19 protein-coding genes are annotated in these 23,455 nt (G+C 72.6%); 13 read left to right on the top strand and 6 right to left on the bottom strand.

Annotated features, from left to right (window positions below):
- Positions 1–9: 9 nt before the first annotated feature.
- Complete coding sequence (locus tag AB0C17_RS02100; RefSeq protein WP_357388219.1) at positions 10–1,035, bottom strand: LacI family DNA-binding transcriptional regulator; 1,026 nt, start codon at positions 1,033–1,035, stop codon at positions 10–12.
- 348 nt (positions 1,036–1,383) lie between these two features.
- Between AB0C17_RS02100 and AB0C17_RS02095 the strand changes: the two genes are divergently transcribed.
- The 6 genes from AB0C17_RS02095 to AB0C17_RS02070 all read left to right on the top strand — a co-directional run bounded on the left by AB0C17_RS02095 (position 1,384) and on the right by AB0C17_RS02070 (position 9,159).
- Complete coding sequence (locus tag AB0C17_RS02095; protein WP_357388217.1) at positions 1,384–2,667, top strand: extracellular solute-binding protein; 1,284 nt, start codon at positions 1,384–1,386, stop codon at positions 2,665–2,667.
- 70 nt (positions 2,668–2,737) lie between these two features.
- The gene (locus tag AB0C17_RS02090) at positions 2,738–3,751 is read left to right on the top strand and encodes a sugar ABC transporter permease (protein ID WP_357388215.1); all 1,014 of its coding nucleotides are present in this window, start codon (positions 2,738–2,740) and stop codon (positions 3,749–3,751) included.
- Entirely contained in the window at positions 3,748–4,608 is an 861-nt protein-coding gene (locus AB0C17_RS02085) for a carbohydrate ABC transporter permease (RefSeq protein WP_357388213.1), read from the top strand. Before AB0C17_RS02090 ends, AB0C17_RS02085 begins: the two co-directional genes overlap by 4 nt.
- On the top strand, positions 4,605–7,052 hold the full coding sequence (locus tag AB0C17_RS02080; RefSeq protein WP_357476270.1) for a glycoside hydrolase family 2 protein: 2,448 nt from the start codon (positions 4,605–4,607) through the stop codon (positions 7,050–7,052). Before AB0C17_RS02085 ends, AB0C17_RS02080 begins: the two co-directional genes overlap by 4 nt.
- A 77-nt stretch (positions 7,053–7,129) precedes the next feature.
- On the top strand, positions 7,130–7,468 hold the full coding sequence (locus tag AB0C17_RS02075; RefSeq protein ID WP_091419334.1) for a metalloregulator ArsR/SmtB family transcription factor: 339 nt from the start codon (positions 7,130–7,132) through the stop codon (positions 7,466–7,468).
- On the top strand, positions 7,465–9,159 hold the full coding sequence (locus tag AB0C17_RS02070; protein WP_357388209.1) for a SulP family inorganic anion transporter: 1,695 nt from the start codon (positions 7,465–7,467) through the stop codon (positions 9,157–9,159). Before AB0C17_RS02075 ends, AB0C17_RS02070 begins: the two co-directional genes overlap by 4 nt.
- Here the strand turns inward: AB0C17_RS02070 and AB0C17_RS02065 are convergent.
- A complete protein-coding gene (locus AB0C17_RS02065) occupies positions 9,156–9,893 on the bottom strand; it encodes a DUF4386 domain-containing protein (RefSeq protein WP_357388207.1) in 738 nt (245 codons plus the stop codon). The genes AB0C17_RS02070 and AB0C17_RS02065 overlap by 4 nt on opposite strands.
- An 83-nt stretch (positions 9,894–9,976) precedes the next feature.
- Here AB0C17_RS02065 and AB0C17_RS02060 point away from each other — a divergent pair, with 83 nt between their 5' ends.
- Both AB0C17_RS02060 and AB0C17_RS02055 read left to right on the top strand, forming a co-directional pair.
- Entirely contained in the window at positions 9,977–10,672 is a 696-nt protein-coding gene (locus tag AB0C17_RS02060) for a TetR/AcrR family transcriptional regulator C-terminal domain-containing protein (protein WP_357388205.1), read from the top strand.
- 44 nt (positions 10,673–10,716) lie between these two features.
- Positions 10,717–10,890, top strand: coding sequence for a hypothetical protein (locus AB0C17_RS02055; RefSeq protein ID WP_357388203.1), 174 nt, complete (start codon positions 10,717–10,719; stop codon positions 10,888–10,890).
- A 92-nt stretch (positions 10,891–10,982) separates the two neighbouring features.
- Here the strand turns inward: AB0C17_RS02055 and AB0C17_RS02050 are convergent, their stop codons facing one another.
- Positions 10,983–11,705, bottom strand: a complete 723-nt coding sequence (locus AB0C17_RS02050) for a hypothetical protein (RefSeq protein ID WP_357476268.1) — start codon at positions 11,703–11,705, stop codon at positions 10,983–10,985.
- An 82-nt stretch (positions 11,706–11,787) separates the two neighbouring features.
- Positions 11,788–13,635 carry a dihydroxy-acid dehydratase gene (ilvD, locus tag AB0C17_RS02045; RefSeq protein ID WP_357388200.1) on the bottom strand — a complete coding sequence of 616 codons (1,848 nt, stop codon included), beginning with the start codon at positions 13,633–13,635 and terminating at the stop codon, positions 11,788–11,790.
- Positions 13,636–13,745: 110 nt separating this feature from the next.
- Here ilvD and AB0C17_RS02040 point away from each other — a divergent pair, with 110 nt between their 5' ends.
- The 5 genes from AB0C17_RS02040 to serA all read left to right on the top strand — a co-directional run bounded on the left by AB0C17_RS02040 (position 13,746) and on the right by serA (position 21,759).
- Positions 13,746–16,181, top strand: coding sequence for a bifunctional diguanylate cyclase/phosphodiesterase (locus AB0C17_RS02040; RefSeq protein ID WP_357467135.1), 2,436 nt, complete (start codon positions 13,746–13,748; stop codon positions 16,179–16,181).
- Between the two features lie 180 nt (positions 16,182–16,361).
- The gene (locus tag AB0C17_RS02035) at positions 16,362–18,257 is read left to right on the top strand and encodes an acetolactate synthase large subunit (RefSeq protein ID WP_357388196.1); all 1,896 of its coding nucleotides are present in this window, start codon (positions 16,362–16,364) and stop codon (positions 18,255–18,257) included.
- A complete protein-coding gene (gene ilvN / locus AB0C17_RS02030) occupies positions 18,258–18,773 on the top strand; it encodes an acetolactate synthase small subunit (protein ID WP_357388194.1) in 516 nt (171 codons plus the stop codon).
- A 58-nt stretch (positions 18,774–18,831) separates the two neighbouring features.
- Positions 18,832–19,845 carry a ketol-acid reductoisomerase gene (gene ilvC / locus AB0C17_RS02025; RefSeq protein ID WP_357388192.1) on the top strand — a complete coding sequence of 338 codons (1,014 nt, stop codon included), beginning with the start codon at positions 18,832–18,834 and terminating at the stop codon, positions 19,843–19,845.
- A 315-nt stretch (positions 19,846–20,160) separates the two neighbouring features.
- On the top strand, positions 20,161–21,759 hold the full coding sequence (serA, locus tag AB0C17_RS02020) for a phosphoglycerate dehydrogenase (RefSeq protein WP_357388190.1): 1,599 nt from the start codon (positions 20,161–20,163) through the stop codon (positions 21,757–21,759).
- 60 nt (positions 21,760–21,819) lie between these two features.
- Here the strand turns inward: serA and AB0C17_RS02015 are convergent, their stop codons facing one another.
- Both AB0C17_RS02015 and AB0C17_RS02010 read right to left on the bottom strand, forming a co-directional pair.
- On the bottom strand, positions 21,820–22,173 hold the full coding sequence (locus AB0C17_RS02015; RefSeq protein ID WP_357388188.1) for a hypothetical protein: 354 nt from the start codon (positions 22,171–22,173) through the stop codon (positions 21,820–21,822).
- 325 nt (positions 22,174–22,498) lie between these two features.
- A complete protein-coding gene (locus AB0C17_RS02010) occupies positions 22,499–23,371 on the bottom strand; it encodes an FAD:protein FMN transferase (protein WP_357388186.1) in 873 nt (290 codons plus the stop codon).
- Positions 23,372–23,455 lie beyond the last annotated feature (84 nt).

Genomic DNA, 23,455 nt, shown 5'->3' with positions numbered 1-23,455 from the left:
TGAACCGGTTCAGCGAGCGCTCGTACGCGGTGGGGCGGTGCTGCCGCGCGGCGTGAGGTGCGCCGTCTCGTCCTGCACGGCGGCGGCCGGCTCGCCCGCGATGACCGCGAGGAGCCGGCGGGCGGCGTGCGCGCCGTACGCCGGGATGTCCCGGCCCAGCGCGGTGAGCGGCGGGTGCACCAGCCGGCAGAGCGGCGAGTCGTCCCAGGCCACGATGGACAGGTCGCCGGGCACGCTCAGGCCCATCTCCTGCGCCACGGAGAGCCCGGCGATCGCCATCACGTCGTTGTCGTAGATCACCGCGGTCGGCCGGCCGGGGGAGCTGAGCAGCCGCCGGGTGGCCCGCGCGCCCTCCTCCCCGGTGTAGTCGGACGAGACGGTGGCCGCCTCGTCCAGCCCGAGCCGGCGGCACACGGCCGTGAACGCCTCGGTGCGGATCTCGGTGTGCAGCAGCGAGGGCAGCCCGCCGACCCGGGCGACGCGCCGGTGGCCGAGCGCGACCAGGTACTCCACGGTCTCGACGAGGGCCGCAGCGTCGTCGGCCCAGACGCTCGCCAGGCCGCCGGTGTGCCCGGGCCCGCCGATCACCACCGCCGGCAGTTGCAGTTCCTCCAGCGCCGGCACCCGCCGGTCGTCGGTGCGCAGGTCGCAGACGAGCACGCCGTCCACCCGGCGCTCGGCCCACCACCGCCGGTAGACGGCGATCTCGGCGTCCTGGTCGCTGACCACCTGGAGCGTGAGCGCGTACGAGCGGGCCGACAGTTCGGCCTCGACGCCGCTGATGAGTTCCATGAAGAACGGCTCGATGCCGAGTATCCGGGCGGGGCGGCACAGCGCCAGCCCGACCGCCTTGGCGGTGGCGCCGGACAGCGCGCGGGCGGCGCTGCTGGGACGGAACCCGATCTCGGCGGCGATGGCGAGGATCCGCTGCCGGGTCGCCTCGGAGACCCCGGGCTGGCCGTTGAGCGCGTACGACACCGCGCCCTTGGAGACCCCGGCACGCCGGGCGACGTCGGCGATGGTCGGCCGCTTCACCGAAGCGTTCCTCCACTGTGTCCGGCCCTCGCGGGCACTTGCGGTCGCCGGATCACCGGCGTCTGGTGACGCTACTGCACGCCGCGCCGGGCCGGGGTGCCACCGGTGGTGGCGGCGGGCGGCCTACGGCGCTCGCCGCTTGCGCGGTTCAGCCTAGAGGGCCGATCGCCGGCCGCCCTGCCGTGAACGGCCGAACCACCGTGGTGAGCGGCGGTGAGATTGCCGGACGAGAACATCGGTAACCGCCCGTTGACAGTCATGAATGAGGACCGTACGGTGGCGTCACTTATCCGGTTCAGTCAACGTTCCTCGATGTCGGGAGCGTTCCCATTTGGCGCGGAGGATGAGATGAGACGGTCCTGGACGCACCTGGCGCGGGTGGCCGCCGTCGGTGCCGTCAGCCTGGTCATGGTCGCCGCCTGCAGCGGCAGGAGCACCACCGGCGGCTCGGACTCGGCCGGTGGTCAGGTGACGCTGAAAATCAACTTCTGGGGCGACTTCGGGCTCCAGGACCTGAAGGCCAAGTACGAGGCCGAGCACCCGAACGTCAAGATCCAGCTCAACTCGGGCGAGTACAACGCCCAGCACGAGGACCTGCAGAAGAAGCTCGTGGCGGGCAACGGCGCGCCGGACATCGCGGCGATCGACGAGGGCTTCATGGTCCAGTTCCGGAGCCAGTCGGACAAGTTCGTCAACCTGCTCGACAAGGGTGCCGGCTCCTACGAGAGCAAGTACCTGCCCTGGAAGTGGAGGCAGTCGCTGTCGGCCGACGGCAAGACGCAGATCGGCCTCGGCACCGACGTCGGCGGCCTGGCCATGTGCTACCGCACCGACCTGTTCAAGGCCGCCGGCCTGCCCACCGAACGCGACAAGGTGTCAGCGCTCTGGCCCACCTGGGACAGGTTCATCGAGGTCGGCCAGCAGTACACAGCCACGACGAAGAAGAAGTTCATCGACGCCGGCACCAACCTGTTCAACCCGATCCTCGGCCAGCAGCCGGTCGGCTTCTACGACGAGCAGGACCAGCTCCGGATGGAGCAGGGCCCGAAGGTCGCGTTCGACTACACGGTCAAGGCCGTGGGCGCCGGGCTGTCGGCCAACCTGGTCAGCTTCCAGGCCGACTGGGACAAGGGCTTCACCAGCGGCGCGTTCGCGGTGCTCGCCTGCCCGGCGTGGATGCTCGGCCACATCAAGGACACCGCGCCCGGCACCCAGGGCAAGTGGGACATCGCCGCGGTACCCGGTGGCGGCGGCAACTGGGGTGGCTCCTTCCTGACCCTGCCGAAGCAGGGCAAGAACGTCGACGAGGCGTACAAGCTGCTGACCTGGCTGGTCGCGCCGGAGCAGCAGATCGAGATTTTCAAGAAGGTGGGGAACCTGCCGTCGCAGCCGGCGCTCTACACCGATCCGGCCATCGCCGACTTCACGAACCCGTTCTTCAACGACGCCCCGGTGGGCCAGATCTTCCCGAAGATGGCGCAGGGCCTCACCCCGCAGTACCTGGGCCGCAAGAACGGCCCGACCCGGGTGGCTGTGGAGAACGTGATCCGGCGGGTGGAGAACAAGTCGCTCAAGTCCGACGCCGCCTGGTCCGAGGCGGTCAAGGAGGCCGAGAAGGCCGCCAAGTCCTGACGTGTCAGCGGTGGCGGGGCGGCCCGGTCCGCCCCGTCGCCGTCCGATCTCCCGGCCCTGGAGTGAACAGATGTCCAGCACCCGTGCCGCGCCCGCGCCGCCCGGCCGCCCACCCGCGCGCAAGCCCGGCCGTACCGGCGCCGGCGACCGGCGGATGAGCTGGCGGGACCGGCTGTACCGCTTCGACATGCGCTACATGCCGTACCTGATGATCGCGCCGTTCTTCCTGCTCTTCGTCGTGTTCGGGCTGTTCCCGCTGCTGTTCAACGCGGTCGTGTCGCTGCGCAACTACCGGCTGGACGACCCGACGCTGCCGTACTGGGCCGGCACCGAGAACTTCAGCCGCCTGTTCGCCGACGAGGACTTCTGGAACGCCCTGGTCAACACGTTCGGCATCTTCCTGCTCTCCACGGTCCCGCAACTGCTGCTCGCGCTGCTCGTCGCGTCGCTGCTCAACCGCAAGCTGCGGGCGCAGACCTGGTGGCGGGTGGGCGTGCTCCTGCCGTACGTGACACCGATCGTGGCCTCGACGATGGTGTTCAGCGTCTTCTTCTCCCGCGACTTCGGCATGGCGAACTGGGCGCTCGGCCTGCTCGGCGTCGGCGGCCCGGACGACCCGATCGACTGGCGGGCGGACAAGCTGCACGCCTGGATCGCCATCGCCACCATGGTCAACTGGAAGTGGATCGGCTACAACGCGCTGCTCTACCTGGCCGCCATGCAGTCCATCCCGCGCGACGTCTACGAGGCGGCGGCGATCGACGGCGCCGGGCAGTGGAAGCAGCTCTGGCGCATCACCGTGCCGATGATCCAGCCGGTGGTCCTGTTCACCGTCATCCTCTCCACCATCGGCGGGTTGCAGTTGTTCACCGAGCCGATGCTGTTCGACCCGAACGCCCAGGCCGCGACCGGCGGGCCGGACGGCGAGTGGCAGACCATCGCGCAGCTCATCTACAAGGTCGGCTGGAAGGACCTCAACCTCGGCTACGCCGCCGCGATGTCCTGGGCGTTGTTCCTGATCATCCTGGTCGTCGCCGGTCTCAACTACCTGCTGACGAACCGACTCTCCGGAGGCCGCCGGTGACGACGCGACGCGTGGTGGCCCGCGCGCCACAGGACACCCCGGCCGGGCTCTGGACCTACCTGCTGCTCGCGGTGAGCATGCTGTTCGCCGCGTTCCCGCTCTACTGGATGTTCGTCATCGCCACGAGTGACGACGAGGCGCTGGCGAAGCTGCCACCGGCGGTGATCCCCGGCGACCGGTTCCTCACGAACGTCGACGAGGTCTTCTCCCTCCAGGACGTCTACTTCGCCGCGTCGCTCGTCAACAGCGTGATCGTCTCGGCGGCGGTGACCGCCTCGGTGCTGTTCTTCTGCTCGCTGGCCGGCTTCGCCTTCGCCAAGCTGCGTTTCCGGGGCAGCCGTGCGTTGATGCTGTTCGTGGTGCTCACGCTCACAGTGCCCAACCAGCTCGGCATCGTCGCGCTCTACATCGTGATGGGCAAACTCGGCTGGAACGGCACGCTGCTCGCGGTCATCGCGCCCGGCCTGGTCACCGCGTTCGGCGTGTTCTACATGCGGCAGTTCATCGTGAACACCGTCCCGGACGAGCTGATCGAGTCGGCCCGGGTCGACGGTGCCACGACCATGCGGGTGTACGCGACGATAGTGCTGCCCGCGATCCGCCCGGCGCTGGCGGTGCTCGGCCTGCTCACGTTCGTGGCCACCTGGAACGACTTCCAGTGGCCGCTGATCACGCTGAGCGGCACCGACTACCCGACGTCGATGGTGGCGGTCTCCGACCTGGCCAGCGGCAACTACGTGATCTACCGGCGGGTGCTCGCGGGCGCGTTCATCGCCACCGTCCCCCTGCTGGTCATGCTGTTCGTCGGTGGACGTCAGATCGTCCGCGGAATCATGGAAGGCGCGGTGAAGTCGTGAGCCGTCGAACGCTGCTGCACGAGGGGTGGACGCTGCGGGCCGAGCGCGGCCCGGCGGTGCCGCCGGAGATCGCCGGGGCAGCGGTGCCGGCCACGGTGCCCGGCTGTGTGCACACCGACCTGCTGGCGGCCGGGCTCATCCCCGACCCGTACCTGGACGACAACGAGAACCGCCTCGCCTGGATCGGCCGCACCGACTGGGCCTACGAGACCACGTTCGCCTGGCAGCCCGGTGACGAGGACCGGGTCGACCTGGTCTGCGCCGGTCTGGACACGGTCGCCACAGTGACGCTCAACGGCGTCGAGGTCGGCCGCACCGAGAACCAGCACCGCTCGTACCGCTTCGACGTCCGCGCGCTGCTGCGCCCGGACGGCAACACCCTGGCCGTACGCTTCGACTCCCCGTACCGGTACGCCGAGGCGCACCGGTACCGGCTCGGCGACCGGCCGAACGCGTACCCGGAGCCGTTCCACTTCATCCGCAAGACCGCCTGCAACTTCGGCTGGGACTGGGGACCGACCCTCGTCACCGCCGGCATCTGGCGCGACATCGGCCTACACGCCTGGTCCACCGCCCGGCTCGCGTCGGTGCGGCCGCTCGTGACGGTGGCCGGCGGAGTCGGCCGGGTCGAGCTGTGCGCCGAGGTCGAGCGGACGTCGGACGAGCCGCTGACCGTCCGCGCCGCCGTCGCCGGGGTCACCGCCGAGGTCGCCGTACCGGCGGGGGAGCGGACCGCCGTCGTGACGCTCACCGTCGCGGACCCCGCGCTGTGGTGGCCCATCGGGTACGGCGACCAGCCGCGCTACGACCTCGACGTGAGCCTGCTCGGCGCCGACGGCCGGGAGCTGGACACCGCGTCCCGGCGGATCGGGTTCCGCTCGGTACGGCTGGACACCACGCCCGACGCCCACGGCACCCCGTTCGCCCTGCACGTCAACGACGTCCCGATGTTCGTCAGGGGCGTCAACTGGATCCCCGACGACGCGTTCCCCAACCGGGTCACCCGCGACCGCCTGGCGCGGCGGTTCGCGCAGGCGGCCGGCGCGAACGTCAACCTGCTGCGTGTCTGGGGCGGCGGCCGGTACGAGTCGGACGACTTCTACGACCTCGCCGACGCCCTCGGTCTGCTGGTGCAGCAGGACTTCCTGTTCGCCTGCGCGGCGTACCCGGAGGAGGAACCGTTCCGCACCGAGGTCGAGGCGGAGGCGCGCGAACAGGTGACCCGGCTGGCCGGGCACCCGTCGCTGGTGCTGTGGACCGGCAACAACGAGAACATCTGGGGCTGGCACGACTGGGACTGGCAGGAGCCCCTTGCCGGGCGCACCTGGGGACGCGGCTACTACCTGGACCTGCTCCCGGCGATCGTCGGCGAGCTGGACCCGACCGTCCCCTACTGGCCGGGTAGCCCGTGGTCCGGCAGCGAGGAGCTCCACCCCAACGACCCGGCGCACGGCACCACGCACATCTGGGACGTGTGGAACACCGACGACTACACCCGCTACCGGGACTACGTGCCCCGGTTCGTGGCCGAGTTCGGCTACCAGGCGCCGCCCGCGTACGCGACGCTGCGCCGGGCCCTCTCGGACGATCCGCTCGCGCCCGACTCGCCCGGCATGGCTCATCACCAGAAGGCGGCAGACGGGGACCGCAAGCTCCGGCGCGGGCTCGACGCGCACCTGCCACCGCCAGCCGACTTCGACGACTGGCACTACCTCACCCAGCTCAACCAGGCCCGCGCCATCCAGCTCGGCGTCGAGCACTTCCGCTCGCACCGGCCGGTCTGCGCCGGCACCGTCGTGTGGCAGCTGAACGACTGCTGGCCGGTCACCTCCTGGTCGGCGATCGACGGCGACGGCCGCCGCAAACCCCTGTGGTACGCGCTGCGCCGCGCCTACGCCGACCGGCTGCTGACGGTGCAGCCGCGCGACGGCGGGCCGGCGCTGGTGGCGGTGAACGAGACAGCCGACGCGTGGACCGGGCCGGCCACCGTCACCCGGCTGACCCTCACCGGGGAGCCGAGGGCGAAGACCTCGGTCGACCTCGACGTCCCGGCGTACTCATCGGTGGTGCTGGCGCTGCCGGCGGAGGTGGCACGGCCGGACGACGGCCGGGCCGAACTGCTCGTCGCGGACGCCGGGGACGGCGCGGAGCGGGCGCTGTGGTTCTTCGCCGAGGACCGCGACGTGCGGTGGCCGAGGGCGGAGTGGGACGCGAGCGTCGAGCCGGTCGACGGCGGATGGCGGGTGCGGGTGACCGCGCGGACGGTGCTGCGCGACCTGACGCTGTTCCCTGATCGCCTGGACCCGGCCGCGCGGGTGGACCGGGCCCTGGTGACGCTGCTGCCGGGGGAGAGCGCGACGTTCGTCGTGCACGCGCCCGGCCCGCTGGACGCCGACGCGCTCACCCGTCGCCCGGTGCTGCGCTGCGTCAACGACCTGGCCTGAGACGGCCATCCCCCCATCTCCATCGATTTGAAGATTTCTGCAAGTGTTAAAGTCTTCAGAGTCGTCGGAGGTGTGTCATGTCGGTGCCGCTGTACCAGGCCAAGGCGGAGTTGTTCCGGACCCTCGGGCACCCGGTCCGCATCCGGGTGCTCGAACTGCTCCAGGACGGGCCGTTGCCGGTACGCGACCTGCTCGCCGCCATCGACGTGGAGGCGTCGAACCTCTCGCAGCAGCTCGCCGTGCTGCGCCGGGCCGGCATGGTCACCTCGTACCGGGACGGTCCGCTGGTGATGTACGCGCTCAGCACCCCCGACGTGGCCGACCTGCTCGCCGCCGGGCGGCGCATCCTCGGCGCGGTCCTCACCGACCGGGACGCCCTGCTCGACGAGCTGCGGGCCTCCGGGACGGACCGGTGAGCGCGGCGGCGGTCCTCCGCGCGAGAGACGTCCTCCGGCAGGCGGGCCAGCTGTTCCGTGGGCTGCTGCCCGGCCGGGCCGACTGGGCCGCCGTGCGCCGCTCACCCCGGCGCGACCTGCTCGCCGGGCTCACCGTCGCCGTGGTGGCGCTGCCCCTGGCGCTCGCCTTCGGCGTCACCTCCGGGCTCGGCGCGCAGGCCGGCCTGGTCACCGCGGTCGTCGCCGGAGCGGTCGCGGCCGTCTTCGGCGGCTCCAACCTTCAGGTCTCCGGCCCCACCGGGGCGATGACAGTCGTGCTCGTGCCGGTGGTGCAGCAGTTCGGCGCCGGTGGCGTGCTGATGGTCGGCGCGCTGGCCGGGCTGATCCTGATCGCGCTCGCGCTGGCCCGCCTCGGCCGGTACGTCCGCTACCTGCCCGCCCCGGTGATCGAGGGCTTCACCGCCGGCATCGCCGTGGTGATCGCGCTGCAACAGGTGCCCGCCGCCCTCGGCGTCGCCGGGGCACACGGCGAGAAGGTGTGGGCGGTGGCCGCCGACGCGGTCGCCCGGTTCGCCGCGCAGCCCCGGCCCGCCGCGATCGTCGTGGCGCTCGGCGTGGCCGCGCTGATGCTGCTCGGCGGCCGGTGGCGGCCCGCCGTGCCGTTCTCCCTGGTCGGGGTGGCCGCCGCGACGATCCTCGCCGAACTGGCCCCGATCGACCTGGCCCGGATCGGCGAGCTGCCACAGGGGCTGCCCGCGCCGTCGCTGGACTTCGTCGACCTCGGCGCGCTGGGCGTGCTGCTGCCGAGCGCCCTGGCAGTGGCCGCGCTCGCCGCCCTGGAGAGCCTGCTCTCCGCGACGGTGGCGGACGGCATGACCGTCGGCGAGCGGCACGACCCGGACCGGGAACTGTTCGGCCAGGGCCTGGCCAACCTCGCCTCCCCGGTCTTCGGCGGCATCCCGGCGACCGCCGCCATCGCCCGTACCGCTGTCAACGTGCGCGCCGGGGCGTCCTCGAAGCTCGCCGCGCTCACCCACGCGGTCGCCCTCGCCGCGATCGTGCTCGCCGCCGCCCCGCTCGTGGGCCGCATCCCGCTGGCCGCGCTGGCCGGGGTGCTGCTCGCCACCACCATCCGGATGGTGGAGGCGGCCTCCCTGCTGGCGCTGATGCGGGCCACCCGGGCCGACGCGGTGGTGCTGGTGCTGACGTTCGCCGTCACTGTCATCTGGGACCTGGTGACGGCTGTGGTCGTCGGTCTCGCCGTCGCGGTCGTGCTGGCGCTGCGCGCGGTGGCCCGCAGCGCCAAGCTGGAACAGGTGCCGCTGGACACCGGCGAGCACAGCGACGAGGAGCACGCGCTGCTCGCCGAGCACATCGTCGCGTACCGGCTGGACGGGCCGCTCTTCTTCGCCGCCGCGCACACCTTCCTGCTGGAGCTGGCCGAGGTGGCCGACGTGCGGGTGGTGATCCTGCGGATGTCCCGCGTCTCCACCATCGACGCCACGGGCGCCCAGGTGCTCGGCGACGCCGTCGCCCGGCTGCGCGCCCGGGGGATCACCGTGCTGCTCTCCGGCATCACCCCGGGCCACGACCAGGTGCTCAGCACGCTCGGCGTCGCCAACGAGCTGCGCCGCGAGGGCCTGGTGTTCGCGGACACCCCGGCCGCCATCCGGTACGCCCGGGGTGTCGCCCTCGCCGCGAGCCCGGCCTAGGCTGCGGTCGCGCCGGCGCCCGCCTCCGCCCGCGCCTGCGCGCCTGCGCCTGCCTGCTTCCGCGCGCCTGCGCCTGCCCCGGCCTGCTTCCGCACGCCGAAGGCGATCAGGTAGCCGAGGATCCAGACCTCGCCCACGGTGGCGGGCACCACCAGCAGGTCGCCGGCGATGCCGGCGCCGGGGGCGAGGTACGCGACGAACGTCATGAGCACGTAGCCGACGCCACCGGCGACGAGGATCCAGCCCAGCGGCCGGGGCAGCCAGCCCGACCGGAGCACGCACCAGCCCATCGGCACCAGCCAGAGGCCGAAGAAGAGGCCGCCCACCTCCCACAGGTTCCCGCTGACCAGGTAGAGCAGCTGGACGGTGTCGGCGTCGCCCGGCCCGCCGGTCGCGACCCGCAGGGCCGTCCCGAGCACGGCGGCACTGCCGAGGATCGCGACGGCGTTCACCAGCCCGAAGGCGGCGATGCTGCCCGCGGCGGTGCTGTCGACAGTACGGAACAGGCGGTAAAACCAGACGGCGGTGAGCGCCTGGGTGAGGACGACCAGCAGTTCGAGGGCGATGCCGGCACGGGCCAGCGACTCGTGGGCCACCAGGTTGGCCAGTGTCGCGCCCGCGTCGTCGGCGTCGAAGAGCATCGGCCGGACGGTGAGGAACCCCAGCGCGCCGGTGACGGCGAGCCCGAGGTAGAACAGCCCGGTCACCCGGGCGGTACGGATCAGCTGTGGCATGGCGGCTCCTTGGGGGTGATCGACGGTCCGTGACTTGTTGCCTTACGTCGTAAGGCCAACCATACGTTGTAAGGTCAAGGGAGATGGAGAGCCGGATGGGAGCGCGGAAACCTCGGGAACCGCTCAGCCGTGAGCGGGCACTGGCCAGCGCGATCGCCCTGGTCGACGCCGAGGGGATGGCGGCGCTCACCATGCGCCGGCTCGCCGCCGAACTCGGCGTCGAGGCGATGTCGCTCTACCACCACCTACCCGGCAAGGCCGGACTGCTCGACGGCCTCGTGGACGCGGTCGCCGCCGAGATCACCTCAGCCGCCGAACGGGCCGAGGCGGACGCGCCCGGTGGCGACTGGCGTACCCGGCTGCGGCTGCGCTTCCTCGCCGCGCGCGCGGTCATGCTGCGGCACCCGTGGGCCCCCGCGCTGCTCAGCTCCCGCCCCACAGTCCCCGCCGGGGTGTACGCCTACTACGACGCCATCCTCGCCACGCTCGTCGACGGCGGTTTCTCGTACCGGATCGCCCACCGGGCGCTGCACGCGTTCGGCAGTATGGCGCTCGGCTTCGCACAGGAGGTGTTCCGGCCGGACGCGGGCGGGGAGGCCGACACGGCGGAGGCCGAGATGACGGCGCTGGCCGAGCAGTTGCCGCACCTGGCCGCCATGGTCGCCGCCGAGACGCACGACGCGGCGGATCCGACGCTGGGCTGGTGCGACAGCCAGACCGAGTTCGAGTTCACCCTCGACCTGCTCTTCGACGGCCTGGAGCGGCACCTGCCGCGCTGACGCCCGGGCGGGTTCGGACGGCGTCGCGCGGGTACCAGGACGGCATGACTGACCCGGTTGAGCTGTCCGAACTGCACGCCGGAGGCGCCGACCCCGACGACGTCACCCCGGACGAGCCGCACGCGGACCTGGACGGCACCGACGAGAACTCGCCTGCCGAGTTCGGCCTGCCCATCGACGGCACCGCCCCGGCCCAGGAAGATCCGCCCCGTCCTTGACGCGCCCGCCGCCGTCAGCGGTGTGCGCGTCGGTGGAACGTCATGGGTGTCTGCGGGCGCGTGTGACACCCATGACGTTCCACCGGCCGGCGCTAGTTCGGCAGGGCGGCGAGGCCGGCCAGCAGCTCCCACCGCTCGGCCTCGGTGAGGATCGCGTACGCGGGCTCGTCGCGGCGGTCGGTGTCCGCCTCGATCGCCGCGCGTTGCGGCCCGTCCGTCATCGCCCGGATCTCGTCGGCGGTCAGCCCGGCGGCCCGCCACGCGGCCCGGTGCGCGTCCGCGCGGTGGTGCCGCAACGAGCCCAGCCGGGTGACGAGCAGCAGCGCCGGGGAGGCGTCCTCCGGCTCGTACGGCGGGGACATCGCCCGGAACACCGGCCCGCCGGTGGCCTGCGCATGCGCCAGCACCCGGCCGACCAGCTCGGCGAGCCGGGGCACGATGCCCAGGCCGGGCAGCACCCCGGGCAGCATGGCCCACAGTTCCTCGGCGGCCTCGCCGGTGGCCCGCTGCGCGAACAGCGTCAGCTCCCGGCCCAGGTCGGTGAGGTGCCACGCGCCCTCGTCGTCCCGGACGACGACGCCCCGCTCCAGTTCCTCGTCCATGCTGCCGGAGGTGTAGATCAGGCCGTCGGTCAGCGCCTCGGCGGGCATCGGGCGGGCCAGCACTCCGGAGAAGAAGCTGTTCTCCGCGCCGAGTGTGCAGCCCCGCTCCGCGTAGAACGCCTCCATCCGGGCACGGGCTGCCCAGCGGGTGCCCACGTACACCCGGTCGATCGCCGGCCGGACCAGTCGCGCGTAGCTCACCGTCGTCTCCACGCCGCCGGACGTTACCGGCGCGCGGGCGTTAAGAAGGGCCCCCTCCTCTACCGGAGGCGTTAATAGGGGGCCCTTCCTTACGTCACTCGGGGACGCGGCGGTAGGCGCCGTCGCTGGCCGAGGTCGCCATCGACGCGTACGCGCGCAGCGCCGCCGACACCGGGCGCTGCCTGTCGAGCGGGGTGTACGGGCGGTCCCGCTTCTCCTCGGCCACCCGGCGTGCCTCCAGCTCGTCGGCGGGCACGTTCAGCTCGATCGACCGGCCCGGGATGTCGATGACGATCTCGTCGCCGTCGCGCACCAGCGCGATCAGCCCACCGGAGGCCGCCTCCGGGGAGACGTGCCCGATGGACAGGCCGGAGGTGCCGCCGGAGAACCGGCCGTCGGTCAGCAGCGCGCAGGACCGGCCCAGACCACGGCCCTTGAGGAACGAGGTGGGGTAGAGCATCTCCTGCATGCCGGGGCCGCCCTTCGGGCCCTCGTACCGGATCACCACCACGTCCCCGGCGACGATCTCCTTGGCGAGGATCGCGGTGACCGCGTCGTCCTGCGACTCGTAGACCTTGGCCGGGCCGCGGAACGTCAGGCACTCCTCGGGCACACCGGCGGTCTTCACCACACAGCCGGCCGGTGCGAGGTTGCCGTGCAGGATGGCCAGGCCGCCGTCCGCGCTGTAGGCGTGCTCCCCGTCGCGGATGCAGCCGCCGGCCGCGTCGGTGTCCAGCGACGACCAGCGGTTGGTGGTGGAGAACGGCTCGGTGGTGCGCACGCCGCCCGGGGCGGCGTGGAACAGCTCGATCGCCTCCGGCCGGGCCGCGCCGCCGCGCACGTCCCAGTCGGCCAGCCACTTGTCGAGGCTGGGGGAGTGCACCGACCGCACGTCGCGGTGCAGCAGCCCGGCGCGGTCCAGTTCGCCGAGGATGGCCGGGATGCCGCCGGCCCGGTGCACGTCCTCCATGTGGTAGTTCGGCGAGTTCGGGGCGACCTTGGCCAGGCACGGCACCCGGCGGGAGATCGCGTCGATGTCGGCCACGCCGAAGTCCAGCTCCGCCTCGCGGGCGGCGGCGAGCAGGTGCAGCACGGTGTTCGTCGAGCCGCCCATGGCCACGTCGAGGGCGATCGCGTTCTCGAACGCCTCCCGGCCGGCGATCGAGCGCGGCAGCACCGAGGCGTCGTCGTTCTCGTACCACTGCTTGGCGATCTCCACGATCGTGCGCCCGGCCTCGACGAACAGCGACCGCCGCGCGGCGTGGGTGGCCAGCGTCGAGCCGTTGCCGGGCAGCGCCAGGCCGATCGCCTCGGTGAGGCAGTTCATCGAGTTGGCGGTGAACATGCCGGAGCAGGAGCCGCAGGTCGGGCACGCGGAGCGCTCGATCTCGCCGAGCTGGTCGTCGGTGACCGCCTCGTTCGAGGAGGCGATCATGGCGTCGATCAGGTCGATCTTGGAGTGGACGACGCCCTCGATCGCCACCGTCTTGCCGGCCTCCATCGGGCCGCCGGAGACGAAGACGGTCGGGATGTTGAGGCGCAGCGCGGCCAGGAGCATGCCCGGGGTGATCTTGTCGCAGTTGGAGATGCAGACCAGGGCGTCCGCGCAGTGCGCGTTGACCATGTACTCCACCGCGTCGGCGATCAGCTCCCGGCTGGGCAGCGAGTAGAGCATGCCGCCGTGGCCCATGGCGATGCCGTCGTCCACGGCGATGGTGTTGAACTCCCGGCCGACGCCGCCGGCCTCGGCCACCGCGTCGGCGACCAGGCCGCCGAGGTCCTTGAGGTGGACGTGACCGGGTACGAACTGGGTGAAACTGTTCGCGATGGCGACGATCGGCTTGCCGAAGTCGTCGTCGGTCATCCCGGTGGCCCGCCAGAGGGCCCGGGCGCCGGCCATCGTCCGACCGTGGGTGGAGGTCCTCGACCGCAGCTCAGGCATGAGGACAAGTCTGACACCATCCGCGCGGCGATCCGGCGGCGCGCGCCCTGTGTCCCAACAGTTGCACACCCGGTGCCCCACAAGAGGCGCTCATCCGGCAGAGTTGACCCGTGCAGTCGTCCCCGGGGATGGTCACCGTCGCGGCGCTGAGCGGGGTCGCCGCGACCGCCGCCACGGTGCTGCTCGCCGTGTCCGCGCGGCGCCGCACCGGCCCTCGCGGGCCGGCCCACCTGCTGCTGGCGTGCGCCGCCGGGGCGGCCCTGCTCAGCCTGCTGATCGGCCTCGGCGGCCTGCTGGCCGCCGGTGACCACTGGGCGCACCGGCAGGGCCAGCGGACCGCGTGGGCGGTCCTCGTCGCCGTCGGCACGACGCTCGCCGCGCTCGGTCTCGGCGCCGCCGTGCTGCGGCTGCCCGGCGCCACCGCGACCCGGGCCGCCACCGCCCGGCTGCTGCTCGACGGCCTGATCATGGGTAGCGCGCTCTGGTTCGTCGGCTGGGTGGCGGTCAGCGAGCCGACCCGGCTGCTCGGTGACGCCACCCCGGTCGCCTGCCTGCCGATCGTGCTGGCCACTGTGAGCGCGGCGCTCACCATCGGGCTCACCGTGATCGTCGTGCTGCGGGTCGCGCCGCGGCGCGGGTGGCTGACGCTGCTCGCCGCCGGGGCGACAGCGGTGGCGGCCGGTGGGCTGGCGGTGGCCGCCGGGCTCTGCCAGGCCGGCCCGGGCACGGTGCTCACCGGCGCCGTGCTGACCGCCGCCGGCCTGCTGGCCACCGCCGTCGCCGGGCGCCGTGCCGACCTGACGCAGCTCGACGTCGACTTCATCCGCCGCGACGGCGAGTACGCCTTCGTGCCGATGTTCGCCATGGCCGCCTCCGCGATGTACCACCTGGTGCAGGGCGGCGGATTCGACGGGTACGCCATCGTGGCCGGCACCGTCGAGGGCTTCGCCCTGGTGACCCGGCAGTATCTCGCTCTCGGCGACGTACGCGGCTACGCCATCCGGCTGGCCGAGCGGGAGGCGCACTTCCGCGAGCTGGCGCACACCGACCCGCTCACCGGGCTGGCGAACCGGCGCGGGCTGCTGCGTGCCCTGCACCGCTGCGCCGAGTCGGGCCGCCCGTGCGTGCTGCTCGGGCTCGACCTGGACGGCTTCAAGAACGTCAACGACATGCGCGGGCACGACGTGGGCGACGCGGTGCTGATCGAGGTGGGGCGGCGGCTGCGGGGCAACCTGCGCCCGGGTGACCTGGCCGCCCGGCTCGGTGGCGACGAGTTCGCGGTGCTGATGCCCGGGCCGGCCGATCCGGGCCCGGTCGCCGACCGCCTGCTCGGGGTGCTCGGCCGTCCGTACGAGCAGGGGGACGGGCCGGTCTTCCTCTCGGTGAGCATCGGGGTGGCCGCCGGCCAGGGGGAGCAGGACGTCGAGCTGCTGCTGCGCAACGCCGACCTGGCGCTGCGCTACGCCAAGCAGCGGGGCAAGAACCGGATCGAGCGCTACGACGCCACGTACGACCAGTTGCTGAGCCGGCGTACCCGGATGGAGCACGAGCTGCGCGGCGCGATCGAGCGCGACGAGCTGCGGCTGGTCTTCCAGCCGGTGGCCTCGCTGCCGTCGGTGCGGCCGGTCGGCGCGGAGGCGCTGCTGCGCTGGCGGCACCCCGAGCTGGGCAACGTGCGGCCGGACGAGTTCATCCCGCTCGCCGAGGAGTGCGGGATGATCGCCAAGCTCGGCGCGTGGGTGCTGCACCAGGCCTGCTACCAGCTCTCCCGCTGGCTGGCCGACGGGCACGACGTCTGGGTGTCGGTGAACGTCTCACCGCGCGAGCTGCACGCCCCGGAGTACGTGGTCCAGGTCGCCGACGCGCTGCGCGCGCACCACGTACCGCCGCAACGGCTGGTGCTGGAGGTGACCGAGCATGCCGTCGCCACCGACGTGGACGAGCTGATCCGGCGGCTCACCGCGCTGCGGCTGACCGGCGTGCGGATCGCGCTGGACGACTTCGGCGCCGGTTACTCGTCGCTCGGCCAGCTCCGGCGGCTGCCGATCGACATCCTCAAGATCGATCACAGTCTGGTGGCCGAGCACGAGCCGGTCCGGCCGGTCGGCCGGGACGGCCCGGCGTTCGCCCCGATGGTCGACATCGTCATGCGCCTGGGCCACCAGCTCGGGCTGGAGGTGATCGCCGAGGGCGTCACCAACCCGGCCGAGCTGGCCGCGGTCGTGGCCGCCGGCTGCCGGTTCGGTCAGGGCGCGCTGTTCGGCTGGGGCGTACCGGCCGAGCACCTGGAGGCGATGCTGGAGGCGGCGACGGCGCCCGGTAACCGGCACACGGCGATGCCGCCGGCGCCGCCCGCCCCGCCGGCGCGCACCCCGTCTCCGCTGTTACCCCGGCTGCGCGACAACCCACCCGCCCCGCGTCCCCCGATGGGGGGATCTTCGCAGGTGGCACCGGGCGCGGAGGGGGTGCCGGCGGGCGACACGCCCACGTCCGTGAACCAGAATGTGGGATCAGTTGACTCATCGCGTGAGATGCGTCAGGCTTAGCCGCATGTCGTCGAACCGGTCGCCGCGAGTACTTACCTGAGCGCACTCTCCCACCGAGAGTGCGCTGGCCCCGTGCAACCTGCACGAGGGCTTTTTTGTTGCCGTCGGACCACCGAGGGACCTCCGCGTCCCATCCTGAGAAGCGCGTCACCCACTCACTTCCGAAGGCTTTGAACCGCCATGACGAGACCCACGCCAGAGACCCTCGCCCACTCCGCCCGCCGGGCCCGCTCCGGCACCGGCGCGGCCGGTGACTCCGACCCCGCCGCCCGCCCCGGCCGTGCCGTTCCGGCGGCCGCGCACGCCGAGACGCCCGTACGGGAGACCGCCACCGCGCAGGTCTCGGGCGCCGGTTCGCTCGTGCGGTCGCTCGAGGCGCTCGGCGTCGACGTGGTCTTCGGCATTCCGGGTGGCGCGATCCTGCCCGCCTACGACCCGCTCTACGACTCCACGGTCCGGCACATCCTGGTCCGCCACGAGCAGGGCGCCGGGCACGCCGCCACCGGGTACGCGCAGGCCACCGGCCGGGTCGGTGTGTGCATCGCCACCTCCGGACCGGGCGCGACGAACCTGGTCACCCCGATCGCCGACGCGTACATGGACTCGGTGCCGATGGTGGCGATCACCGGGCAGGTGGCCCGGCCGTCGATCGGCACCGACGCCTTCCAGGAGGCGGACATCCAGGGCATCACGCTGCCGGTCACCAAGCACAACTTCCTGGTGCAGACCGCTGACGAGATCCCCCGGGTGCTGGCCGAGGCGTTCCACCTGGCCGCGACCGGCCGCCCCGGCCCGGTCCTCGTCGACATCCCCAAGGACGTGCTCCAGGCGCCGGCGACCTTCTCCTGGCCGCCCACGCTCGACCTGCCCGGCTACCGGCCCACGCTGCACCCGCACGGCAAGCAGATCCGCGAGGCGGCCCGGCTGATGACCGGCGCCCGCCGTCCGGTCCTCTACGTCGGCGGCGGTGTACTCAAGGCCGACGCCACCGAAGGGCTGCGCAAGCTGGCCGAGCAGACCGGCATCCCGGTGGTCACCACCCTGATGGCGCTGGGCGCGTTCCCCGACTCGCACCGCCAGCACCTGGGCATGCCCGGCATGCACGGCACCGTCGCCGCTGTGTACGGCCTGCAGAAGGCCGACCTGATCGTGGCGCTGGGCGCCCGCTTCGACGACCGGGTGACCGGCAGGCTGGACTCGTTCGCGCCGGACGCGACGGTGGTCCACGCCGACATCGACCCGGCCGAGATCGGCAAGAACCGGCACGCCGACGTCCCGATCGTGGGTGACGCGCGGCACGTGATCGACGAGCTGATCGCGGCGGTCACCGCCGAGCAGGCCGCCCACCCGTCGGTGGACCTGACCGACTGGTGGGCCCAGCTCGACGACCTGCGCGAGCGGTACCCGCTGGGCTTCGAGGAGCCGGCCGACGGCACCCTCTCCCCGCAGCACGTGATCAAGCGGCTGGGCGAGATCGCCGGCCCGGACGCGATCTACGTGGCGGGCGTCGGCCAGCACCAGATGTGGGCCAGCCAGTTCATCTCGTACGAGAAGCCGCACACCTGGCTCAACTCCGGCGGCCTGGGCACCATGGGCTACGCCGTCCCGGCCGCGATGGGCGCGAAGGTCGGCAAGCCGGAAACCACAGTGTGGGCGGTCGACGGTGACGGCTGCTTCCAGATGACCAACCAGGAGCTGGCCACCTGCGCGCTGGAGGGCATCCCGATCAAGGTCGCCGTGATCAACAACGGCAACCTGGGCATGGTGCGGCAGTGGCAGACCCTGTTCTACGGGGAGCGCTACTCCAACACCGAGCTGGGCACGCACAAGCACCGCATCCCGGACTTCGTCAAGCTCGCCGAGGCGCTCGGCTGCGTCGGGCTGCGCTGCGAGAACGCCGCCGACGTGGACAAGACCATCGAGGCGGCCATGGCGATCAACGACGCGCCGGTGGTCATCGACTTCGTGGTCGGCAAGGACGCGATGGTGTGGCCGATGGTCGCCGCCGGCACCAGCAACGACGAGATCATGTTCGCCAGGGGTGTGCGCCCCGCGTTCGACGAGGACGAACTCTAAATGACTATGCACACGCTGTCCGTGCTGGTGGAGAACAAGCCGGGTGTCCTGGCCCGGGTCTCCGGGCTGTTCTCCCGGCGTGGGTTCAACATCGACAGCCTCGCCGTGGGCGAGACCGAGAACCCGGACGTCTCCCGCATCACCATCGTGGTCAACGCCGAGTCCTCGCCGCTGGAGCAGGTGACCAAGCAGCTCAACAAGCTGGTCAACGTACTCAAGATCGTGGAACTGGACCCGCAGGTGTCGGTGGCGCGCGAGCTGCTGCTGGTCAAGGTCCGCGCGGACCGCGCGGCCCGCGCCCAGGTGCTGGAGACGGTCGGCCTGTTCCGTGCGCGGGTGGTCGACGTCGCGCCGGACACGCTGACCATCGAGGCCACCGGCACACCGGACAAGCTCGACGCGCTGCTGCGCGACCTGGAGCCGTTCGGCATCAAGGAGATGGTCCAGTCCGGCACCGTGGCGATCGGGCGGGGTTCGCGGGCCATCACCGCCGGACCGTCCCTGCGCGCCGCCTGATCCGTACCCACAAGTTTTTCGACGGGCCGACGGGCACCGCCGTACGAAAGGGAAGTCAATGAGCGTTGAGGTGTTCTACGACGACGACGCCGACCTGGGCCTGATCCAGGGCCGCAAGGTCGCCGTGATCGGGTACGGCAGCCAGGGCCACGCGCACGCGCTGTCGCTGCGCGACTCCGGCGTCGACGTGGTGATCGGCCTGCCCGCCGGGTCGAAGAGCCGGCCGAAGGCCGAGGAGCAGGGCCTGCGGGTGCTCACGCCCGCCGAGGCGGCGGCCGAGGCCGACGTGATCATGATCCTGGCGCCGGACACCGCCCAGCGTGGCCTGTACGCCGAGGCCATCGCGCCGAACCTGGCCGCCGGCAAGGCGCTGTTCTTCGGGCACGGCTTCAACATCCGGTACGGCCTGATCACGCCCCCGGCCGACGTGGACGTGGCGATGGTCGCCCCGAAGGGCCCCGGTCACCTGGTCCGCCGCCAGTACGTCGACGGCAAGGGCGTGCCGTGCCTGGTCGCGGTCGAGCAGGACGCCAGCGGCAACGCCTTCGGTCTGGCCCTGGCGTACGCCAAGGCGATCGGCGGCACCCGGGCCGGCGCGATCCGGACCACGTTCACCGAGGAGACCGAGACCGACCTGTTCGGCGAGCAGGCGGTGCTGTGCGGTGGCGCGGCGGCGCTGGTGCAGACCGGGTTCGAGGTGCTCACCGAGGCCGGCTACGCGCCCGAGGTGGCCTACTTCGAGTGCCTGCACGAGCTGAAGCTGATCGTCGACCTGATGTACGAGGGCGGCATCGCCCGGATGCGCTACAGCATCTCCGACACCGCCGAGTACGGCGACCTGTCCCGGGGCCCGCGCGTCATCGACTCGCGGGTCAAGGACGAGATGCGCAAGATCCTCGGGGAGATCCAGTCCGGCGAGTTCGCCCGCGAGTGGGTGGCCGAGGACGAGGCCGGCCGGCCGAACTTCGCCAAGTGGCGGGCCGAGGGCGCGGCGCACCCGATCGAGGAGACCGGGCAGAAGCTGCGCGGCATGATGAGCTGGGTCGACCGGCCGATCACCGAGACCGCCTGATTTTCTCCCCCGTGCGGCCCGTGGCCCGACGCTCTCCCCGGCGTCGGACCGCGGGCCGCATCCGTTCACGTGCTGGGACACGGTGAGTAACACCTCGTGCCGTGCCGTCCCCGGTGAACGGGGGATGACAGGCGTGCGACGGGCCTGTGTGAGGGCCCTCACCCCGCAGTCCGGGACACGCCGGGCGGGCGGCCACCTACCATCCTTGGTGTGGTGCCCGAGCGCACCCGACGGCCGTGGCACGGATCGGCGCAGGGCGCAGTGCGGCGCCCCGGCGTCCCAGGCCGAACCATTACCGAGCGTCTACGAGGACCGATGAATCCTGTCGTACTGATCGCCGAAGAACTCGCCCCCGCCGCCATCGAGGTGCTCGCGTACGACTTCGACGTGCGCCACGTGGACGGCACCGACCGCCCCGCCCTGCTCTCCGCCCTCTCCGAGGCGGACGCGGTGATCGTACGCAGCGCCACCCAGATCGACGCCGAGGCGATCGCCGCCGCGCCGCGGCTGAAGGTGGTCGCGCGGGCCGGCGTCGGCCTGGACAACGTCGAGGTGCCGGCCGCCACCGCGCGGGGCGTCATGGTCGTCAACGCGCCCACCTCGAACATCGTCTCCGCCGCCGAGCAGGCGGTCGCGCTGCTGCTGGCAGTGGCCCGCAACACCGCCAGCGCCAGCGCCGCGCTCAAGGCGGGGGAGTGGAAGCGGTCCAAGTACACCGGCGTCGAGATCCAGGGCAAGACCGTGGGCGTGGTCGGCCTCGGCCGCATCGGCGTGCTGTTCGCGCAGCGCATCGCCGCGTTCGGCACCCGGCTGATCGCGTACGACCCGTACATCCAGCCGGCCCGCGCCGCCCAGCTCGGCGTCCGCCTGGTCGGGCTGGAGGAGCTGCTGCGGGAGAGCGACTTCATCTCGATCCACCTGCCCAAGACGCCGGAGACGGTGGGCCTGATCGGCGAGAAGGAGCTGGCGATCGTCAAGCCGGGCGTCCGGATCGTCAACGCCGCCCGGGGCGGTCTGGTCGACGAGCAGGCGCTCGCCGACGCGATCGCCGAGGGCCGGGTCGCCGGTGCCGGCGTCGACGTGTACGCCAAGGAGCCGTGCACCTCCTCGCCGCTGTTCGCCTTCGACAACGTGGTGGCCACCCCGCACCTGGGCGCCTCCACGAACGAGGCGCAGGACAAGGCCGGTCTCGCGGTGGCAAAGAGCGTCAAGCTGGCGCTGCAGGGCGAGTTCGTCCCGGACGCGGTGAACGTGCAGGCCGGCGGCGTGGTCGCCGAGGACGTCCGTCCGCTGCTGCCGCTGGCCGAGCGGCTGGGCCGGGCGTTCACCGCCCTGGCCGGCGGGGTGGCCGCCAGCGTCACCGTCGAGGTGCGCGGTGAGATCGCCGCCCACGACGTGTCGGTGCTCAAGCTCGCCGCGACCAAGGGGCTGTTCAGCTCCGTGGTGGAGGAGCAGGTCACCTACGTCAACGCGCCGCACCTGGCCGCCGAGCGGGGCGTCGAGGTCACGCTCGCCACGCCGGGCGAGACCGTGGACCACCCGAACCTGGTGACCGTGCGCGGGGCGCTGCCGGACGGGCGTACCGTCCGCGTCTCCGGCACTGTGGCGCACACCGGGACCCGCGACGTGTTCAAGCTGACCGAGGTGGACGGTTTCGACGTGGAGATCGGCGCGGAGGGCATCCTGGTCTTCCTGCGCTACGCCGACCGGCCCGGCGTGGTCGGCACCGTCGGCACGCTGCTCGGCGAGGCCGGCGTCAACATCGCCGCCATGCAGGTGGCCCGCCGCGAGGCCGGTGGCGAGACGCTGATGACGCTCACCGTCGACCAGGCGCTCGGCGCCGACCTGCTCACCTCCGCCGCCGACTCGATCGGGGCGGTCGCGGCCAGCGCGGCCGACCTGCGCGACGTGTAGTCCGGACAGGACAGATCGGGGCCCGGCCGGATCGGCCGGGCCCTTCGTCGTCCCCGTGGGTCAGGAACGGACGCGGGCCGGTGGCGGGTAGACCGAACCGTCCTGGGCGTCGAAGAGCATCAGGTCGTGCTCGCCGGCCAGCCGCTCGATGTCCAGCAGGACCTGATCGGGGCAGGCCGGGTTCAGGTTCATCTCGATGTGGTCGGCGGCCGTGTGCAGCGGCGCCTCCCACGGCGTGCCCGGCCGGGCCGGACCGTCGGGGTAGCTCGCCGTGATCTCCCGGTAGAACGCGACCAACCTCGGGTCGGGTTGCTGCCTGCCGTGCCAGCCCTCGCGGCACTGCTGCGCCGCCGCCCGCACCTGCTCCGGTGTCGCCCCGTTCGACAGGGCCCACACGCTCAGATCGAAACTCACGGCGGACAGCGTGCCATCCCGGGCCCGCGCCCGTCACCTCTGCCCCACCGTGCGTTCACCGCTGATCCGCGACTTCGTTCACCCGGCGTCCGCTGTGGAGACTCTTGCGTCGAGTTGCGTCGATTCGCTAGCGTACCGGTGCGGTTACCGCTGAGTCGATTCCCGGCCCGTCTTCGGGTGGCGCGGCCGGGCACCCGGCCCCTCGGCCCGCACCCCTCGATTGCGCGAGCCACGCGCACTCGTCGCTGACCGGCCCTCACGGTCGTTGCCGAGACCGTGGGGGCCGATCGCGCTCCCCGCCGGTGTCGTGCGGGCAGGCAGCAGATCAGCGCCGGTGGTGCGCGAACAGCGGCCGGTATTCGCAGTCGTGGCGGAACCAGGCCAGCCCGGCCGGTCCGGCGGCGTACAGGGCGGTGGCGTAGGCGTCGGCGACGGCCAGGTCCGGACCGATCACGGTGGCGGCCGACAGGCGATCGGTCGGCTCGCCGGTGTGCGGGTCGACGACGTGCCCCCGCCGCCCGGTGACACCGGAGGTGCCCACCGCGCCCGACGTCATCTCCAGCACGACCGGCGTACGCCTGGTGTCGGTGGGGTGGTGCACCGCGACGCGCCACGGCCCGCCGTGCGCCGCGCGCCCGCGTACCGTCAGGTCGGCGCCGCTGAGCACGGCGTAGTCGTCGATGCCGGCGGTGCGCAACCGCGCCGCGGCCCGCTCCACCGCCCAGCCGCCGAGCAGGCCGCCCGGGTCGAAGCCGCCGGGCACGGCCCAGGCGTCGAACCAGCCGTCGGTCGCGGCGCGCATGGCGGCGCAGAGGTCGACCAGGTCGGCCAGCGGGGGGTACGAGTCGGGGCTGATCTCGTCGCGGCGCAGCCGGGAGACCAGGCTCTCCGGCCGGTTCGGGCCGTAGGTCAGGTCGATGGCGCGCAGCTCGGCGACGGCGTCGCGCAGCGCCTCGCCGACCACCCGGTGCCCCAGCCACTCGGGCGCGTTGAGCAGCAACGTGTAGTCGGCGGTCGAGGTGCTGACCGTGTGCCGGACGCTGATCCGGCCGGACGCGCCGGCACCGGGCCGCTCGACGCGGTGGCTGCTGGCGCCCAGGTGCAGGTCGGGGCGGACCGGGCGGAAGGCGGACTGGTCGACCCAGCGGGTGCGTGGCTGTTGGTCCGCCCAGTGGGCCCGCCGGTGCTCGATCCGCATGACACCTGCCCCCTCGTGGTCGCCGCCGTGTCACGGCGGTGGCCGGTCCCGGGCTTCGTCGACCCGGTGAACCCGACCCTAAGC

This window comes from Micromonospora sp. NPDC048887, assembly GCF_040649715.1.
Classification (GTDB): domain Bacteria; phylum Actinomycetota; class Actinomycetes; order Mycobacteriales; family Micromonosporaceae; genus Micromonospora.
Note: the sequence above shows the minus strand (reverse complement) of the source record. Positions and strands in the feature narration are given on the sequence as shown.

Bases quoted from the DNA above. Each gene is read 5' to 3' on its own strand.
- AB0C17_RS02095 (WP_357388217.1), top strand. From the start codon at position 1,384: ATGAGACGGTCCTGGACGCACCTGGCGCGGGTGGCCGCCGTCGGTGCC.
- AB0C17_RS02090 (WP_357388215.1), top strand. From the start codon at position 2,738: ATGTCCAGCACCCGTGCCGCGCCCGCGCCGCCCGGCCGCCCACCCGCG.
- AB0C17_RS02075 (WP_091419334.1), top strand. From the start codon at position 7,130: ATGTCGGTGCCGCTGTACCAGGCCAAGGCGGAGTTGTTCCGGACCCTC.
- AB0C17_RS02065 (WP_357388207.1), bottom strand. From the start codon at position 9,893: ATGCCACAGCTGATCCGTACCGCCCGGGTGACCGGGCTGTTCTACCTC.
- AB0C17_RS02060 (WP_357388205.1), top strand. From the start codon at position 9,977: ATGGAGAGCCGGATGGGAGCGCGGAAACCTCGGGAACCGCTCAGCCGT.
- AB0C17_RS02055 (WP_357388203.1), top strand. From the start codon at position 10,717: ATGACTGACCCGGTTGAGCTGTCCGAACTGCACGCCGGAGGCGCCGAC.
- ilvD (WP_357388200.1), bottom strand. From the start codon at position 13,635: ATGCCTGAGCTGCGGTCGAGGACCTCCACCCACGGTCGGACGATGGCC.
- AB0C17_RS02035 (WP_357388196.1), top strand. From the start codon at position 16,362: ATGACGAGACCCACGCCAGAGACCCTCGCCCACTCCGCCCGCCGGGCC.
- ilvN (WP_357388194.1), top strand. From the start codon at position 18,258: ATGACTATGCACACGCTGTCCGTGCTGGTGGAGAACAAGCCGGGTGTC.
- ilvC (WP_357388192.1), top strand. From the start codon at position 18,832: ATGAGCGTTGAGGTGTTCTACGACGACGACGCCGACCTGGGCCTGATC.
- serA (WP_357388190.1), top strand. From the start codon at position 20,161: ATGAATCCTGTCGTACTGATCGCCGAAGAACTCGCCCCCGCCGCCATC.
- AB0C17_RS02010 (WP_357388186.1), bottom strand. From the start codon at position 23,371: ATGCGGATCGAGCACCGGCGGGCCCACTGGGCGGACCAACAGCCACGC.